The sequence below is a fragment of the Methanothrix sp. genome, assembly GCA_029907715.1.
Taxonomy (GTDB): domain Archaea; phylum Halobacteriota; class Methanosarcinia; order Methanotrichales; family Methanotrichaceae; genus Methanothrix_B.
On sequence record JARYLI010000005.1, the window covers coordinates 1 to 17,615 of the forward strand.

The window sequence follows — 17,615 nt, forward strand, 5'->3', positions numbered from 1 at the left end:
CGTATAACATTATGACGAAGATTCTTGAAAGAATAAGAGAGAATATATGAATATAAAGCTACTTATCCAACACAGCACACACAGTTGAGATGCAGGAGGTAAAATCATCAAACGGGAAGTCGTTTGGGTGATTCTTGTTCTTTTCTGGACTGGCGGGGCGTTGGGTTCAGCAGTGACTGCTGACCAGCACCTGAGCAGGAATGCAATCTCGCCCTCTGAGATCTGCACTGTTAGCATAAGCCTCATGGGAGGGGAGGTGCCCTGCGCCAGTCCGATAGATGTCGTTCTCTCGATAGACAGCTCTGGCAGCATGACTACAAGCGATCCTGGAGATCTGAGGAAGTCTGCTGCCAGGGAGTTTGTCGCCGGCCTGGATCTGAGCATGGACAGGGTCGGCATCGTCAGCTGGAATACATCAGCAGTATCCTCGCCGCTCACGAGCAACCTAGAAGATATCGAATCGTCGATAAACAGCATCGGTGCCGATGGAAACACATCTCTGGATACAGGCCTGGAGGCTGCGATCGATCTGCTACCGGAGAGCAGCAGATCAAAGGTGATAGTGCTCCTCACGGATGGTGTCAGCACAGATGGTGGCCATTACACGCCACCAGGCGTTCCGGGATCTCCGGTGGACGAGGCCAGATCGAAGGGGATCGTGGTATTCACCATAGGTCTCGGTCCTGAGGCTGACGCGAGAAATCTCACGGAGATTGCACACAGCACCGGCGGAGAGTTCTACAGCACTCCTGATGCGAGCGCTCTGGCAAGCATATACCAGAGAATCAGGAGCAGCATCACCGGGATCGTGGCGAAGGATGTGACCGTGACCTACGTGCTGCCAGCGTCTCTGAATGTGAATCTCTCTCCTGGATCGCAGCCTGTGGCATCCATGAGAAGGCAGGGCGACTCTACTGTTCTGACCTGGCAGATCGGGATCCTTCAGGCAAACCAGAGCAGGACGCTCTCTTTTGATGTGAGCTCGCCTGACCCGGGCGCATTCATCCTGGGAATGGCTCCTGATACGGCAGTCAGCTACACCGAATGTGACGGCACACGCTCAACGGTTGCAATACCCCCAGCGACTCTGAGGGTCAGCCCGCCTGGCTCGTTCAGCCTGGAGGGCAGCGGTATCGGCGGAAGCAATGAATCCGTGGTACAGAACACCAGCGTGCTGAGTGTGAGCAAAGAGGTGCTGCCAAACGGAAATGGACCATGTCCCGACTGCCCGAGGCTGAGGGTTGCACTTGAGACGCCAGAGAGACCGTGCAATGCGGATATCCTGTTTGTCATGGACAAATCCGGGAGCATGAGAGATCGCGATAACAGTGGCAGGAAGAACTTCGAAGTCATGCAGGATGCCCTTTATGAGATGCTCCAGACTGCATCGAGCACTCCCGGGCTCAGGAACGCGAGGATCGCCATCGTGAGCTGGGACGACTGGAATCCCACTGATTCTGCAGACCGGGATACCACTCTCGACCCACAGTGGCTGGCGATCGGGGATCAGAGAATAATGGCGACGATCCAGCGGTACAACGAAGATACATGCAGGGAGACCGATCTGACGTTCTACGAGGCGGGGCTGCAGAAAGCGATGCGTATCATGCACAGCCGCATAATTTCGCAGGCGAACGATCCGCTCAGCTGCGATACGCGGAGGTTCATCATATTCATAACGTGCCGCAGCGAGTTCAGGGGCATTTCGCAGCCCAGCGTGCTCTACACGATCCCCGGAAACAGCACACTGATCCGCGGAGGGTTCGAGGGCATCCTTCCGTTCTACATCGGCACGGATCTGAACGAGTTTCCTCTGGAGGAACAAAACCTGACTGAGATTGCGCAGCTCGGCGATCCCCTGCAGCGCGGAATATCAGCTCCTCAGAGCCTCACCGCCGGAAACCTGATCTCCACGATACTCAAGAGGATGAACGGATGCGCTCAGGGGCCATGGGTCACCAACGTCACCCTCACCGAGACGCTGTACCCGTATCTGAAGTACACCGGCGCCGATCCCCTCCCAGATGCGGTTACTTATAACAGAGACGGCTCGACGACGCTCACATGGAACATTGGAACCCTGAACTCCGGAGAGAGGTGGAGTGCCACGATCGATGCGTCGGTACAGCTGAAGCTGCCTGTGGATGTTACGGAGAGGAGAACCGAATTTGTTGGCAACATCAGCTCCAGCACGCCGTACTCCAGAGTGGACTTCGACTGGCCAGCGCTATCATGTGCAGCGCCACTCAGGCGGCATTACGAGCTGCCTCTGGCAGAGGGCAGAATGTGGATAACCTGCGGAGCGCCATGCAAGACGCCAGAGATGAGCGAACAGACTGCTCAGCAGAACAGAAAGGCAAGTGAGACGCCAGAGACCCCGACAAGCAGCAGGGCACAGCCTGGCTTCGAGGGGCTGCTGGGTGTGCTCTCACTTATGGCAGGCTATCTGTGCATCAGACGCTTCTGAGGCCGGGATCGATTCCCGGCTTCGCTTTTATATGTCTGATAACCTGCCCGAAGAAAAGTCATGCTATGTGCTCGTTTCGACTTATCTTCGACTGCGTCGAAGGCCTGGGGAGCGAATGATTGCGTTCATCAACCGGCTTGCATCCTTCTGGTTGCTGAATACATAAGAGCTTGATATTTTTAGGCACATGGAGTCGGAACATGGCGATTTGTGATGCCCGTCAGGCTTCGCTAAATTTCGGGTTAAACCTGGAATGGTAGCACAGTTTCAGACGTTTCAGTCCCAAATGATGTGGAGCCAAGGTAAAAGCGGCTGGCTTTTTATTCAGGCTCTCCCGGGTAGTCTGTCTGATGGATTGCTGTGCGGTTTCTGGACATGCGATCTGGAGGGCCAGTGTGCCTCATGCCTGCCTGGTTTTCTGAAAACGTGAGAGCGACATCTGCGAGGGATTGTTCGCAACACATCACCTGCAGAAGGCTTTAAATGTTATAATCGTATAGGAGGCTGTGAGAGCTGCCTGGACAATGGGCTGCAATCTGCATATATGGATCATAGTGGTTGGTGGGCATCTGCCTGTTGGCATGGGGGTTAACTGATTGAGAGGATTGCTGTGTCTCATGGTGCTTGTGCTTGCAGTCACATCATCTCGTGGAATAGATGCGTCGATCTACTTCTCGCAGGAGGGCACACCCAGAGAGCCGCTTGATGTTGGCAAGAGCCTCGTCTACGTTGTGGAGCTCTCGGGCGCGAAGAACTCGATGATGTACACCGTGGAGTTCACAATCGGCCCGGATTCATCCGATACCTCAATCTCGAAGAGCTTCACGGAAAAGCTGAACCTGAACCCTGGCGCAACAGGTGTGCTCAGATTTGATGTCAACTTCCAGTCCCCGGATCTCAGAAAGGGGGATTTCGGCAGATGGCTATCTGACAAAAACGACACGAGCATATGGGACAGGACCTGGTACAGGGCAACGATAACATCGCTTGACCCCTTTGAGAAGCCGGTGGTCAGGGAGGACTACACCGGCCATCCAACGCTGGTGAAGGTCTTTGAGGAGTTCAAGGACGCCTCTGTGACCCCGAGAAAGGGAACCAGGGATGATCTCTACACGTACGAGGTGAGCGTCTTCTCCACAGCGCCTGACAACATAACTCTTGAGGTCGCTCCATCAAAGAACGGCCCGTGGACGCCTGTGGGAACACAGGATTACACCGCTCCAGGAAGCTGGAAGGTGCTGAGATGGCAGAACGTGTCCCTCGACTTCGACTTCAGCTCGGCCTACTACAGATTTGTGGGTAGAAAGGAGAAGACCTTTGACGGCCCCTTCTGGCCGGTCTCGGTCGAGTTCAGAAACGCGACCCTCTCTCCGGAGAGGGGTCTCTCTGACACACCGTTCCAGTACGCCCTCGAGGTCAACGCATCCAAGGAGATAGAGGTCTCGCTTAATGTTTGGGATGTCGGATCGAAGAGCTTTGTCACAGGGGGAAGGCGCACATACAGAAACGTCTCCACCTGGGAGAGGCTCGAGTGGAATGATGTACGTGTGACTGCCACGCCTGAAGCATACGGATCGTCCCAGTACTACTATGGCTTTCACTACATAGATGCAGAGTCGCCATTCGCCACAACAAAGGATATGATCGGAAGGTACTATGCCGGCCCAGATGTGGTGGTCGTGTGGGTGAAGAACGCGACCGTATCACCGGAGAAGGGCAGCGCCTACACATCATACACGTACACAGCCGAGATCGAGACCACAAAGCCCAGATGCGATCTGGAGCTGCAGATAAGGCCACCGGAATCTGACCTCTGGGTTTCCAGGGGAATGTTGACTTACACAGGCTCCAGCAGCACACTTGTTTGGAAGAACGTGACCTTCGATATCAAGGATGCTGATCTCCTCGGAATGGCCTGGTACAGATTCGTTCTCGATAACAACGTGCTCGGCGAGTTCCCCGGGCCGGAGTTCGATGTGAGCTTCAGGGACGCGACGTACAGCAGGATAGGCAACACAGACAGATTCAACTACAGGGTCTCGGTCAGAGCTCTGAGGCCGATTGATGTTGAGCTCATCTACACAGACGACGGGAAGAGCTGGATACGCTCAGGTCTCCTTCAGAACTACAGCACCCCTGGCAACTGGACCGAGCTATCATGGAACAACCAGCCCTGGCACCAGACGGTGCAGTTCGATGTGAAGAGGTAATAGCATGCGATACAGGCTTCTCGCTCTCCTGCTGCTCATGCTTGTCCTCTCAGCATATGCAGAGGGGCCGAGCGTGAGCCCCGCGCCACCCACGCCCTCTGAGGGCGGAGGAGGTGGGAGCAGCCACAGGCAGACCGATATGGAGAAGATAATAAAGGCGCTCGAGCAGGGGAAGAAACAGAACCCGAAGAGGTTTGAGTATCTGCAGACTCTCCTATGGAAGGAGTACACCCCTCCCGGGGAGTACAGGCTGCCTGCGGTCCTCATCTACTACAAGGGAAACACAACGGTTCGCAGAAGCGATCCCCTGGAGATACAGGCGTATGTGACAAATGAGAACGAGCTTGAGATAAGACGACCTCTTTACATCGACCTTGAGATGGCGGAGCCAGGGGGGGATTTCAGGCGGGTCAACAGCCAGACCCAGATCGTGCAGGTCAATGAATACTTCTCCACTGACGGCATCAACTACACATACAGGAGCTTCCCTGAGATCACCGATCTGCGGAGCCTGAAAGAGACGGGAAGGGTTCGTTTCAGGATAAAATACACTGACAGCCTGTACAAGATGTACTCATCTAACTGGTCGGTATCATCCCCGCAGCTCTTCCCCGTGCTGGAGCTTAATGTGATCAACAATCCGCCCGTGGTAAATTACACGAATGTCACATACAGACCGAGATACAGCGATCCGATAGAGTATGTAGCTGATATCATGGATCCCGATGGTGATACTCTGAATGTGACGCTCCACATCTTGAATGAGGATAACAGCACTGAGCGGACGAATGTCACCCAGGAGCTTCGCGGCAGCGGGACAGTGAGGTTCAGAAACAGCGAGTACGGTTTCTTCGGAAAGGAAGATGCAGGGAAGACATTCCGCTACTACTACACTGTGGGTGATGGGATCAATGTGACCTCAACGAATATCGCAGAGGGCCCTGAGATAAGGCCCACACCAAAGCTGCTCGTAGAGAGCCCGAGGATGGTTGCAGAGGATGAAAACTACTACTGGTGGGGCAGGTACAACTTCAGCATAGACGTGAAGAGCCAGGACGAGAACTCGTTCCCGCTGACTGTATACCTCTACACCAGCACACCATCAAATCCATGGAAGCTCCGCGGATCGAGGACGGTCACGGTGACGCCCGAGAGGCAGACTGTATCATTCGAGACGAGCTTTGATGTATCTGACAGCAACCAGACGTTTGCATACAGGTTCTCCTACTCAGAGCCGGATCAGAACGGCAGGACGAGCATGGATCTCGCAGCGGACAAACCGATAAATCCGAAGATCGTGAAGTATTCGATACTCTCACCATTGGGCATAGCAAATGTGATCCTCACTCTGATAATATTCCTCTCTGCCGGTGTGATCGTGGAACGCGTGAGCAACAACAGGGGAAGGAAAAAAGAGATTAAAGGCAACCAGGAGGGAGGCAGATGATCTGGGCTGCGATGCTGCTCGCCCTGCTGCTCGTAGGGCTGGTGGTTCACCGGATGAACTTCGAGCGCGTATACAGGAGGCTCTCCGAGCTCTCATCTGGCGTCTCCAGGGATAAGCTGTATGAGCTGCTGTCCGTAGATCACGGAGCCAACTTCTCTGCCATGGTCTTTTCCTCATGGGTCGCGTTCTTCGTAGCGTTCATGTATTACATTCTCCCACCATTGATCCCGTGGCTGCTCAGATCAGGGTTTCCAATTGCCAGCAACTACGGATTGGTCCTTTTCGCTGTGATCGTTGCATCACTGGCATCGTTCCTGCTATGGGCCAGCAGAAGCTTTCCCGTATGGCTGAGGCTCTCTGAGATCTACAGAATATACCCACTATCGAGGAATGAGATGTCTCTGTGCGCAGCCACGGTGTTTGTGCTTGTGGTCTCGGCAGGACTATCAATCTGCAATTTTGTCAATTATCCCTTCGTGAACAGGACGCTTGAAACTGCAGCCTGGCTGCTGCTTCTTGTGGCCCTGATTTTGCTTTTCATCCCTGTGTTTAATGAGTTCGTGGAGGCCGGTCGATGAGATCATGCTGTGTTGGCATAGGCGGATGTGGCGGCAATCTGCTAATGGTCTTTCTCAGTTCCCTTGATGTGATAAAGCTCCTATCAAAACTGACAAATGCTGAGCATGTTGCATTCGGCGGAATCGAGGGGGTGTGGCTGGAGGCAGATGTCAACGCCGCGGTTAATAAGCAGAGCTTTTTCAAGAGCCTGAAGGATGGGTACCCGGGATACGTCATACCACACGACTCGATAGAGGTCGGATCAAAGACGCACTCCCTCGTCATGCGCAAGTACGGATATGATATCAAGAAGCAGGGGTTCTTCAGGGAGGCTCAGTATCTGAAGGCGATATTCGAGATATTCGATGAGGATGATGAGGTCAGAGGTGTTGCCAGAGAGGAGTTCGGAGATGATAACCCCATACTAGAGAACGCCTGGAATTCCATAAAGGGATTCACAACCCTCAGCGGAGGCAGATGCGATAACATACTGTTCATAGTATCCCTCGGCGGAGGCACCGGAACGGGATTCATAAATCCGATCCTTCGCTACATAAGATCCGGAGGGATCCAGGACTACCCCGTCTTCGTTCTTGGCGTTCTCACAGAGCAGGGGGATGAGGCAGACAGGGAGCAGCAGTCGAAGGAGGCGCGGAGAGATCTCGGAGCGACGATATCCATGTATGATCTCCTCACCAAAAGCGCAAAAGAGGGTGTGGACGCTCTGATCCTTGTGGATAATCAGATCCTCGTTGAGAGGTTCAAGCAGGACTACACAAGTATAAACAATTATATATTTCAGGTCATGAAGCCCTTCCTGGCAGACCGCGCGTTTCCACAGGAGGACCCGCCGTCTCTGGCCCTGGCGCAGAACTTCACAGAGGGTCTGAACAGGCCGCCTGTTATGGTTCCATGCTATGCATCGTTGAACAGCAAGAAATCCGTTGAAGAGGAGCTGGTCTCAAAAGCCCTCACGGGAAGCGTGCAAAGGGATGGATGCGGCCCGCTGTTCCCATGCGATCCGGCAATGGCAGACAGAGCGTTCATCTTCTCGAGAGGTTATCTCTCCGCTGAGAAACTGGAATCGTCTGTAAAGAGCATCACCGGACTCGATACGAACCATATATTCACATGGAGGAAGCTCGGAGAAAACAGGGGGAGCGAGGTTCTGATACTGCTTAGGAACCCATATGGATCAGGCTGTGATGGGCCATTCGAAAAAAGGATGTACAGGGTGATATCATTCGCCCTGAAGTACATAGAGGAGAACCGGCGCGAGCTTCTTCACATGGAGCATGAAAACGATGATCAGAGCCTGACATCTCTTACGACAGAGGCTCTGAGCAGGTACTTCGATCGTCTGGTCAGAGAGTTGAATGAAGCGAAGTCACGCCTCAAGAAAGGAGAGAAGCCGTTCTTCATGAATGAGTTGAGGATATTCGAGAAATCGACGAACAACATGCATCAGCAGGATAACAATATTCAGAACAACCTCGACCTTTCAGAGGAGATGATCAGAAGAATCGTGCGGGATGAGCTCAGAAAGCTGCTTCCAGCAACGGCATGATGCCCTCTTGCTCCTTCTGATTGAGGGCAGGCGGGCCGCAGCTCCCCTGTCAGATCCATCGGAAAACTAAATATATAGTTACAATATATCTCAGAAGTAATTCACAGCATCCGTGGTGGCTGAGATGATACGAACTGCAGCCCTGGGGTTCATACTCATACTGATGCTCTCTGTGATGGAGTCTGCGTGTGGACTGCCTGTTACAGGTGGCAACGGAGAGCTCTGCTGCACCGTCTTCGACATTTTCAAGGGGCCCCTTTATCAGGGAGGCTCTTACGATGCGGACAGAATGGTTCTGTACCTTGATGCGGGCCTGAGATGGCACAATGGAAGCTGCGCGGAGCTTTCCCGGGTCAGATATGTTCTGATCGACGGAAACGACAGGAGCTACACCAGAGATGCGGCATCGAGCAGGCCCATCTCTCCAGGAAGGAAGCTTCTCGCATTCGTGGTTCCTAGAGAGGCGATACCGAAGAGCCTCGTGGTGGACTCCGGAATCGGGGAGGTGTTCAAGGTGGATTTCGGAGAGCCGCTGAACTACACAGACGAGAACGTCACAGTCGTGTATTACGGAATCCTGGGGTCGAGGCTTGATTACAGCCGGAAGGTGCTTGATATAGATGTCTCCGTCAGGAACAACTCCACGTCTCCACTGAAAGTGTCCCCTGAGAACTACACCCTCGTCGACCAGTGGGGATGGGGCTACAGGGCGACTGATGGGTTCGAGCCCAGAACGCTGAAGACCAACGAGAGCATCCGGGGAGTGGTGCGGTTCAGTTACCTGGCGCCATCCAGCATCCCATCAATGCTGCTCTACAACCTCTCTTACGGGGATGGAATAATAGTGATAAGCGAGGGGATGTGTGAGAACACCACAGAGGCCGCCCCAGAGCAGGAATCATCCGGAGAGTGCAACAGGTGTGCTGTTAATGAGAACAGCGTCAAGGGACGGGTCGCAGCAGCAAAGGAACGCCTCGCCAGAATACGTGCCTCGCATGATACCGAATCCTAGGGCGCTCCTCGGTAGCTCCATGGCACGGCCCGATCATGCGCCCATGATGATCAGGTACCGGCTTTCATGAAACTGCTGAAAGGACAGCATGCGTCATCGGTTAAGATCGACATGTGTAGAATTGAACTTAATAGTCTTATCTCGCCTCAGTACTGCTATCACGTATCAAGTCCACAGGGCGGTCGATTTGAATCAAACTCTCCACTATGGTGCGATCTAAATTTGTCAAATTTCATGGCCAATATATTTGCAGAAAATCTTTAACCGATGACCAATGGAAAGGACAGGGGCGTTTCAGGAGCCCTTCCCGCCCTTCTCGAACTCCTGCTGTATGTCGCACCCCAGCCTGCCGATCGCATCAGACCTGCACTGCCTGCAGTGGCGCATCTGCTTTATTATCTTGTTCAACTCATCCTGTATCGCTCTCTTCTCCTCCGGAGTTGGAGGCTTTATGTGCGCGAACTTGTACTGAGGTATGAGTGGCATCACGTTGTGAATGAAGACTCCCATCGACTTTATCTTCCTCGCGATATCAAAGACGTGCCTGTCGTTTATTCCAGGGATCAGAACGGTGTTCACCTTCACGATCTTCTTCCGCCGCACAGCCTCCTCGATCCCCCTGAGCTGGTTCTCGAGCAGGATCTGTGCAGCCTCCAGCCCCTCATGCCTCTTTCCCTTATAAATGACATAATCGTATATCTGCTCGCCTATGGCTGGATCGACAGCATTGAGTGTCACGGTGATGTTGGTCACCCCGATACGGTCGAGATCCTCGATCCTGTCCGGGAGGAGCAGACCGTTCGTGCTTATGCAGAGTATGAGGTGCGGATACTTCTCCCCGACGAGCCTGAGCGTCTCGAATGTCTCCTCGTTTGCGAGAGGCTCCCCGGGTCCAGCAACAGCCACGACCTTGATGTAATGGTGCTTCGAGAGAACCTCATCGACACGCTCAAGCGCTTCCTGCGGGGTCAGAACCCTGCTCGTCACCCCTGGCCTCGACTCATTAACGCAATCAAAATCTCTTATGCAGTACCTGCACTGTATGTTGCACTTCGGAGCAACAGGGAGATGCATCCTGCCGAAGGCGTGGCATGCCTTCTCGCTGAAGCACGGATGCTCCTGGATCCTCCTGAGCTGTTCCGGATCGTAGGGGACCTCCCTGTCAGCCACGACGGCCGTCGGGTATTGTTCCATCTGGATTCACCTGTACTTCCTTCGCATGCTTCGGCTAAAAGCCTATCCTTGGGTCGTCTGGATGCAAATACTTCAACGTCCCCCGCGAAGGGTGAGCTGATTCCACCATACGCACTCTACCCCTGACAGAACGCCTGGCATCTCCTAATATACATGAAGCGAGCTTGATCCATTCATGCGTGCTGCCTGCGTACAGCTCTCCGTGAGAGAGTGTGATGCATACGATAACAAGCGGCGAGCTCTTCAGTTATCGGCGGACGCGGCTGACAGCGGCGCTGATATCATAGTTCTCCCCGAGCTCTTCCTCACAGGCTTCTGCTATGATCTCGAGCCGGAGAGATACCCATATCCATCGCTGACATCCTTCAGAGCTCTATCCCTCGAGTCAGGCGCGATCCTTGCTGGCTCCATCATGGCATCATCTGGGAGAGGGGTGCTCAACATGGGATTCTGCATGGCCGGGGCTGAGATGGGGTTTTACTGCAAGACACATCCGTTTGGTGATGAAAAGAGGCACTTCGTTCCAGGAGAGAGGATCTCCCCTGTGAGGGTCGCGGATCTGTCGATCGGGCTCGAGATCTGCTACGACATCAGGTTTCCTGAGGTTGCCCGAAAGCTCTGCGCAGCTGGGGCAGACCTACTCATCACAATCGCCCAGTTTCCCGCTGAGAGGATCCACCACTGGAGGGCCCTTGTGACCGCCAGGGCGATAGAGAACCAGATACACCATATCGCTTGCAATGCCTCCGGATCAGCCGGTGGATCGAGCATGATTGTTGGGCCTGCGGGTGAGGCGCTCGCAGAGGCAGATGGCGAGGAGTGCGTCATAATCGCTGACCTCGACCTGGACGAGAGGGATCGAGTGAGGAGATCCATCACATGCTGGGAGGACAGAAGGCCAGAGCTCTACTGAGAGAGCTGGGGTGGTGATGTGGATAGCAGGACCGCGAGCTACCTGCGCGCCAGGTTCAGGGAGTACTATCTCACCGCGTCGATGGATGCCCCACCTGGAATTGAGTCCAGGGAATGGGGGTTCATATTCTACGATACTCCTGGCATGAGGAGGCACAGGTCTTTCAGGAGCAGGAAGGAGCTGGTTGATTATATCAGGAGCACTGTGCCGGCGCATGTCTATCACTCCGCTGCGTACTACCTCAAGCCGGATGCCCCCACGATGAAGGAGAAGATCTGGAGGGGAGCGGATCTGATCTTCGATCTGGACGCCGATCACCTCTCAGAGTACAGGGATTCTGGAAGAAGGGATTACGGAGAGATGCTGGAGCGCGTTAAAAGAGAGACCATGAAGCTCCTGGAGTTTCTGCTGAGCGATTTCGGTTTTGATGATGAGAGAATAAGCGTGGTCTTCTCCGGAGGCAGGGGATACCACATACACGTCCGCGATCCTTCAATCATGAAGCTCAGGAGCGATGCCAGGCGCGAGATCGTGGATTACCTTACGGGAAGAGGGCTGGATCCGGAGAGGTTCATACACAAGATCGACGTTGATGGGGATGCTGGTGTTGAGAGGGCGAGATCCCTGCGGGGGCCTGCATATGGCACAGCTGGGTGGGGCGGAAGGATCAACAAAGCGATCGAGTCCATGGTAATGCATCTCAGAGAGCTCGATGATGAGGAGGCGCTGAGCTTGCTGAAAAACGTGAAGGGGATAGGCTCTCAGAAGGCCAGGCTATTCCTGGCACAGATCAGGGAGGAGAATGCGATAAAGAGCATCCGCGCCGGAAACCTGGACTTCTTCAAGTACGCCTCAGGTATATGGAAGCTGATAATCCCGTACCTGATGGAGGAGTCTGTCCGCGCTCTGAGCGGCGAGACGGACGAGCCTGTGACCGCGGATGTGCATCGCCTCATACGCTTCCCGGAGAGCCTGCATGGCGGCACGGGACTCAGGGTCACGAAGCTGAGCATCGATTCGCTGCGCGCATTTGACCCGCTGAGGGATGCGGTCGTCTTCGGCGAAGATCCTGTTTCTGTGGACATCCTTCGTCCGGCGAGCATCGAGCTGGCTGGGAAGCGCTTTGATCTGAGCGAGGGCGGGGCGGAGCTGCCGGCATACGCTGCCATATTCCTGATGGCGAGGGGCTTCGCTGAGATAGGGGCTGCTCCCCGCTGAGATAAAGATTAAGTCACTGCTGAGAGAACTATGGCGGGGTATCATGGAGCTTGACCTGGCAAACGTCCTTAGAGGAGAGAGACGGTCAGCAGAGCTCCAGCATCTCGAGGGCGATTTCTACAGGCTTGCGGGAAAGCACATAGCATCTCTCGAGAGGGATCTGGAAAAGCTCGAGGACCACTTCAGCGTGGAGGCTCAGATAATAGAGGATGAGCTGAAGTCCAGCAGAAAGAGCATCAGCAAGCTAATAGACCTCAGGATAAAGAAGATTGCCAAGAAGGCGATGATGCAGGCAAGCTCCTCGACGCCTGCAAAGCTTCCGGACGGCATGACGGAGGAGGAGGTCGTCCTATACCAAACCATACTTGAGGCGCTGACCAGATGCAGGGAGAACATACTCTCGCATCTCTCGCGTCCCAGCACCGAAAGACCTTTAACGGGCAAAAAAGATATAGCCAAGGAATACATCGCTGTGAGGTTGCTGGATACAGTCCCGATGTTTGTAGGGGTCGACGGGAAGCGGTATGCTCTGAGTAAGGATGATGTTGTTATGCTCCCGAAGATCCATGCGAGGAATCTGTGTAGCAAAAACATAGCTGTGGAAGTGAGGATGAATCATGAAGATGCCAAAGGAGATTGAGGCTCACTGTCCGTTCTGCAACAAGCACACAACCCATACGGTGGAGAGGGTCAGAAGGGGACAGGCGCGCTCCATGACGCGCATCGTGAGACAGAAGGCTAGGGCAAATGGTACGGGCAACCAGGGCAAGTTCTCAAAGGTGCCGGGCGGCGACAAGCCGACGAAGAGGGTCAACCTCAGATACAGGTGCAGCCTGTGCAAGAAAGCTCATAACAGAAAGGGGATACGCCTCGGAAGATTCGAGCTTGTGGAGGGATGAGTCTGTCTAAGTTTCTCAGGGTCAAGTGCAACGACTGCGAGAACGTGCAGGTGATATTCAGCAGGGCGGCCACTGTGGTGAAGTGCCTCGTCTGCGGCAGGACGCTTGCTGAGCCGAGAGGCGGCAAGGCTGACATCAAGACAGAGGTTCTCGAGGTCCTAGAGTGATCTGAATGCAACGCGAAGGTTGGCCGGTGCCTGGGGATCTGGTTGTATGCACAGTCGATCAGGTCCTGGATTTTGGTGCGTTCGTCACACTGGATGAGTATGCGGACAAGAAGGGATTCATTCACATCTCAGAGGTGGCGAGCGGCTGGATCAAGTACATCCGCGACCATGTCCGCGAGGGACAGAAGATCGTCTGCAAGGTTCTGAATGTCGATAAATCGAAGCATCACATCGATCTCTCTCTGAAGGACGTCAACGAGCACCAGCGGAGGGAGAAGATCCAGGCGTGGAAGGCCGACCTCAAGGCCTGGAAGTGGCTTCAGATGGCTTATGAGGGGCGAGATGAGGATCTGAAGCGCGTCAAGGATACGCTGATGAGAAGCTACAGCAGCCTTTATGGAGCACTGGAGGAGGCTGCGATAAGCGGCGAGGAGAGCCTCTCAGACAGTGGGCTCACAGAGGAGGACATAAAGATAATCTCCCGCCTGGCAAAGGAGAATGTCAAGATACCTACGGTCGAGATCGCCGGCTATGTGGATCTGAGATCCTTCGCGCCAGATGGTGTTGAGGTCATCAAAAAGGCTCTGAAGCAGGCCAAGCGAATACGGGACAAGGATGCGACGCTCGAGATAAAGTATGTCGGCGCGCCGAGGTACAGGATAAAGGTGATCGCTCCCGATTACAAGCATGCTGAGGCTGTCCTGAAAAAGTCGGCACAGGCTGCGATAAAGTACATTGAGCAGCACGGTGGAGAGGGCGCATTCGTGAGAGAGGCCTAGCATTGGCAAGATCCAAGATACTGAGATGTGAGCGGTGCAGGATCTACACTCTCAAGGAAACCTGCCCAAGATGTGGATCCCGCACAAGCGGCACGAAGCCGGCCAGGTTCTCCCCTGAGGACCGGTATGGCAGGTACCGGCGTGCTCTGTTCTCTGAAAGCGGGCGGGAAGAGGGAAGATCATGAAAAAGACGCTTGTTCGAAGGCTCAAGGAGGTATCTCTCGAGAGCCCCATTCTGGTTGAGGGCCTGCCCGGGGTTGGGCATGTTGGAAAACTCGTCGCTGAGCATCTCATAGAAGAGCTCAAAGCAGAGAAGATCATCGAGATATACTCTCCGCACTTCCCTCCGCAGGTACTGGTACAGGCAGATGGCACTGTCAGGCAGGTAAGGAACGAGATCTACGCATACAGGGGAAAGGATGGAGAGCCGGATCTGCTGATCCTGGTGGGCGATTACCAGAGCGCCACGAACGAAGGGCATTACGAGCTCACAGGCATATTTCTTGACATAGCAGAGGAGTTCGGGGTCCGGCGGATTTACACCCTTGGAGGCTACGGAACAGGCCAGTTCGTGGAGCCGCAGGTGATCGGCGCAACGAACAGGTCAGAACTCGTTGAGGAGATGAAGGGGCTGGGGGTGGTCTTCCACGAGAACGAGCCTGGAGGGGGGATCATCGGGGTCAGCGGCCTTCTGGTGGGTCTTGGCGGCCTGAGGGGCATCGATGCCATCTGCCTCATGGGCACGACAAGCGGGTATCTGGTTGATCCAAAGTCTGCGCATGCTGTTCTTAAGGTCCTCTGCAGGGCGCTCGGGATCGAGGTCAGGACTCAGGCTCTCGAGGAGAGAGCGGGCGAGATGGAGCGGATAGTGAGCAAGCTCCAGGAGATGGAGAGGGCACAGGTACCTTACGAGAGCGGGGGCGAGGAGGATCTCAGGTACATCGGATGATCTGAGGATAGCTGCGGAGAGGCTGCTTGAGAGGGCTCTGCGCCTGGGGGCTGATGAGGCTGAGGTATTCGGGGTTCAGAGCAGGAACCTGACGCTCGAGCTCAGAAGGAGAAACGTCGAGAGCATCAGCGAGAGCGTTCTCAGGGGGCTGGGGCTCCGCGCTGTTATCAAGGGAGGCGTTGGTTTTTCAAGCACATCAGATCTGGGCAGGCTCGATGATGTCGCAGAGGCTGCTGTGAGCGCTGCCCGCATATTCGGGCCGGATCGACTCTGGAAGGGACTTCCAGGAAAATCGCAGATATTCCCTGTGGCTGGCGTGTTCGACCGCAGGATAGCAGAGGTCCAAACCGAGACCCTCCTGGGGATATCGGAGGAGCTCCTGAGAGGATGCGGTGCTGTTGATGGAGTGGAGCCAGTATCTGGCGGCATATCATGCACGCACAGCCTGGAGATCCTGATCAACTCCAGCGGTGTCGACCTCTCAGAGGAGGGCACATCGGTTCATCTCGCCCTTGAGACGATCGCCAGGGGGAGCTCAGGGGTTGCGACGGGAAGCGAGTTTGACAACTCGCGGAGCTTCAGCGTCAACGCGAGAGCTGTGGGAGAAAAGGCCGCGGATCTCGCAAGACGCTCTCTTGACGGCATATCCATAGAGACCAATACTTATGATGTTGTGCTCTCGCCAGTTGCATTCGCAGAGCTTCTCGAGAGCACTTTTATTCCATCGCTCTCCGCAGAGAACGTCCAGAAGGGAAGGTCTGCGCTCGCTGGCATGCTGGGCAAGAGCACAGCCGACCCGCGGCTCCAGATGATCGACGATGGAGCGCTTCCAGCGGGCATGGGGAGTTCTGCTTTCGACGGAGAGGGCGTCCCCTCACAGAGAAATGTGATCCTGGAGGACGGCATCCTTGGGAGCTACCTCTATGATACCTACACAGCCGGAAAGGAGGGAAGATCAAGCACCGGAAACTCTGTCAGATCCGGCTACTCGGATATGCCCAGGATCGGCGTCCGCAATCTTATCATCTCCTCAAAAGAGCCTGTGGATCTTCTGGAGGGTGTGCGCGAAGGTGTACTGGTCAACAGCGTGATAGGGGCGCACACCGCAAACCCCATATCCGGAGACTTCTCAGTTGAGGCAAGAAATGCATTTCGCATCCGCGCCGGCGAGATCGCAGAGCCTGTGCGCTCGGCCATGATCGCCGGGAACATATTCGATCTCCTGAAGCATATGGATGTCGGGAGAGAGGCGAGAGCGGTCGGGCCGATCGTGACTCCAGGCGTCAGGGTGCGGATGAGAGTGGTGTGCTGATACCGGCCGGGTGATCTTCCCCTCTTTCACTGGGGTTCGCTGTACCTGTGCCGTGGGAGGTTATCATGATCATAGGAGGTCCATCGTCGCAGCTGCTCGCTGGAAGGGTCGCCGCGATCCTCGGGGAGAGGGTGGCGCTCTGCGAGTACAGGACGTTCCCGGATGGGGAGGCATACACGCAGCTCCAGTCCGAGATCGATGATGATGTTGTTGTGATACAGAGCACCCCATCTGACAGGGATATTGTTTATCTTCTGCAGCTCCTTGACATAGTCCGTGGAAGGAACGTGACACTTGTCATACCCTACTTCGGATATGCCAGGCAGGACAAGATATTCAAGCCAGGAGAGCCGCTCACCGCGAGGGCGATAGCGAGCGCCCTGAACCCGTTCCTGAATGGCGGCTCCAGGGTCTTCACGGTGAACATCCACGCGCAATCAGTGCTCACACACTTCAAATGCAGAGCGGAGAGCCTAGATGCGACTCCTCTTCTCGCGGAGGAGATCCGCAGGCTGGATCTGAGGGATCCGGTTGTGATATCTCCAGACAGGGGCGCGATAGCGATGGCATCAAGGGCATCTGAGATCCTGGGATGTGAGTTCGATCACCTGGAGAAGACCAGATACAGCGGAACAGAGGTCTCAATCGCGCCAAAGGAGATCGATGTCAGAGGCAGGGATGTCATAATCATGGATGATATGATTGCAACAGGTGGCACGATGGCCACTGCGATATCGATGCTTCGGAGGCAGGGCGCCCAGAGCGTTCATCTGGCAGCTGTCCACCCTGTGCTCACAGGAAACGCTCTCCTAAAGCTGTATCACGCCGGTGTCGACAGGGTCATAGCAACAGACACGCTTGACCGAGGGGTGAGCACCGTCTCCGTAGCGCCGCTGATAGCCGGATCAAAATAATCGTGGGGC

At 54.9% G+C, this 17,615-nt stretch carries 17 protein-coding genes; 16 read left to right on the plus strand and 1 reads right to left on the minus strand.

What is annotated here, in order from left to right; all coding sequences use genetic code 11:
- Window positions 1-127 precede the first annotated feature (127 nt).
- From QHG98_04545 to QHG98_04570, 6 genes are all read left to right on the plus strand, one after another.
- Window positions 128-2,467: a VWA domain-containing protein gene (locus QHG98_04545; protein ID MDH7597000.1), complete on the plus strand. Its 2,340-nt coding sequence runs from the start codon at window positions 128-130 to the stop codon at window positions 2,465-2,467.
- 596 nt (window positions 2,468-3,063) lie between these two features.
- Window positions 3,064-4,677, plus strand: a complete 1,614-nt coding sequence (locus QHG98_04550; GenBank protein ID MDH7597001.1) for a hypothetical protein — start codon at window positions 3,064-3,066, stop codon at window positions 4,675-4,677.
- A gap of 4 nt (window positions 4,678-4,681) precedes the next feature.
- On the plus strand, window positions 4,682-6,124 hold the full coding sequence (locus tag QHG98_04555) for a hypothetical protein (GenBank protein ID MDH7597002.1): 1,443 nt from the start codon (window positions 4,682-4,684) through the stop codon (window positions 6,122-6,124).
- The gene (locus QHG98_04560; protein ID MDH7597003.1) at window positions 6,121-6,702 is read left to right on the plus strand and encodes a hypothetical protein; all 582 of its coding nucleotides are present in this window, start codon (window positions 6,121-6,123) and stop codon (window positions 6,700-6,702) included. The genes QHG98_04555 and QHG98_04560 overlap by 4 nt, the downstream gene beginning before the upstream one ends.
- Complete coding sequence (locus QHG98_04565; GenBank protein MDH7597004.1) at window positions 6,699-8,249, plus strand: hypothetical protein; 1,551 nt, start codon at window positions 6,699-6,701, stop codon at window positions 8,247-8,249. Before QHG98_04560 ends, QHG98_04565 begins: the two co-directional genes overlap by 4 nt.
- Before the next feature lie 112 nt (window positions 8,250-8,361).
- Window positions 8,362-9,261: a hypothetical protein gene (locus tag QHG98_04570; protein MDH7597005.1), complete on the plus strand. Its 900-nt coding sequence runs from the start codon at window positions 8,362-8,364 to the stop codon at window positions 9,259-9,261.
- A 294-nt stretch (window positions 9,262-9,555) separates the two neighbouring features.
- On the opposite strand, the gene nifB is transcribed toward QHG98_04570, so the two are convergent.
- A complete protein-coding gene (gene nifB, locus QHG98_04575; protein ID MDH7597006.1) occupies window positions 9,556-10,455 on the minus strand; it encodes a nitrogenase cofactor biosynthesis protein NifB in 900 nt (299 codons plus the stop codon).
- A gap of 175 nt (window positions 10,456-10,630) precedes the next feature.
- Between nifB and QHG98_04580 the strand changes: the two genes are divergently transcribed.
- From QHG98_04580 to QHG98_04625, 10 genes are all read left to right on the plus strand, one after another.
- Entirely contained in the window at window positions 10,631-11,368 is a 738-nt protein-coding gene (locus QHG98_04580; GenBank protein MDH7597007.1) for a nitrilase-related carbon-nitrogen hydrolase, read from the plus strand.
- 18 nt (window positions 11,369-11,386) lie between these two features.
- Window positions 11,387-12,586, plus strand: coding sequence for a DNA primase catalytic subunit PriS (priS, locus tag QHG98_04585; protein ID MDH7597008.1), 1,200 nt, complete (start codon window positions 11,387-11,389; stop codon window positions 12,584-12,586).
- 43 nt (window positions 12,587-12,629) lie between these two features.
- The gene (locus QHG98_04590; GenBank protein ID MDH7597009.1) at window positions 12,630-13,226 is read left to right on the plus strand and encodes a hypothetical protein; all 597 of its coding nucleotides are present in this window, start codon (window positions 12,630-12,632) and stop codon (window positions 13,224-13,226) included.
- Window positions 13,210-13,485, plus strand: a complete 276-nt coding sequence (locus QHG98_04595; protein ID MDH7597010.1) for a 50S ribosomal protein L44e — start codon at window positions 13,210-13,212, stop codon at window positions 13,483-13,485. Before QHG98_04590 ends, QHG98_04595 begins: the two co-directional genes overlap by 17 nt.
- The gene (locus QHG98_04600; protein ID MDH7597011.1) at window positions 13,482-13,652 is read left to right on the plus strand and encodes a 30S ribosomal protein S27e; all 171 of its coding nucleotides are present in this window, start codon (window positions 13,482-13,484) and stop codon (window positions 13,650-13,652) included. Before QHG98_04595 ends, QHG98_04600 begins: the two co-directional genes overlap by 4 nt.
- A 5-nt stretch (window positions 13,653-13,657) precedes the next feature.
- Window positions 13,658-14,431 carry a translation initiation factor IF-2 subunit alpha gene (locus QHG98_04605; GenBank protein MDH7597012.1) on the plus strand — a complete coding sequence of 258 codons (774 nt, stop codon included), beginning with the start codon at window positions 13,658-13,660 and terminating at the stop codon, window positions 14,429-14,431.
- A 2-nt stretch (window positions 14,432-14,433) separates the two neighbouring features.
- The gene (locus tag QHG98_04610; GenBank protein ID MDH7597013.1) at window positions 14,434-14,616 is read left to right on the plus strand and encodes an RNA-protein complex protein Nop10; all 183 of its coding nucleotides are present in this window, start codon (window positions 14,434-14,436) and stop codon (window positions 14,614-14,616) included.
- Entirely contained in the window at window positions 14,613-15,380 is a 768-nt protein-coding gene (locus tag QHG98_04615; GenBank protein MDH7597014.1) for a proteasome assembly chaperone family protein, read from the plus strand. The genes QHG98_04610 and QHG98_04615 overlap by 4 nt, the downstream gene beginning before the upstream one ends.
- A gap of 43 nt (window positions 15,381-15,423) precedes the next feature.
- A complete protein-coding gene (locus QHG98_04620; protein ID MDH7597015.1) occupies window positions 15,424-16,692 on the plus strand; it encodes a TldD/PmbA family protein in 1,269 nt (422 codons plus the stop codon).
- Window positions 16,693-16,757: 65 nt separating this feature from the next.
- Window positions 16,758-17,606, plus strand: a complete 849-nt coding sequence (locus tag QHG98_04625) for a ribose-phosphate diphosphokinase (GenBank protein ID MDH7597016.1) — start codon at window positions 16,758-16,760, stop codon at window positions 17,604-17,606.
- The last annotated feature ends 9 nt before the right edge of the window (window positions 17,607-17,615 follow it).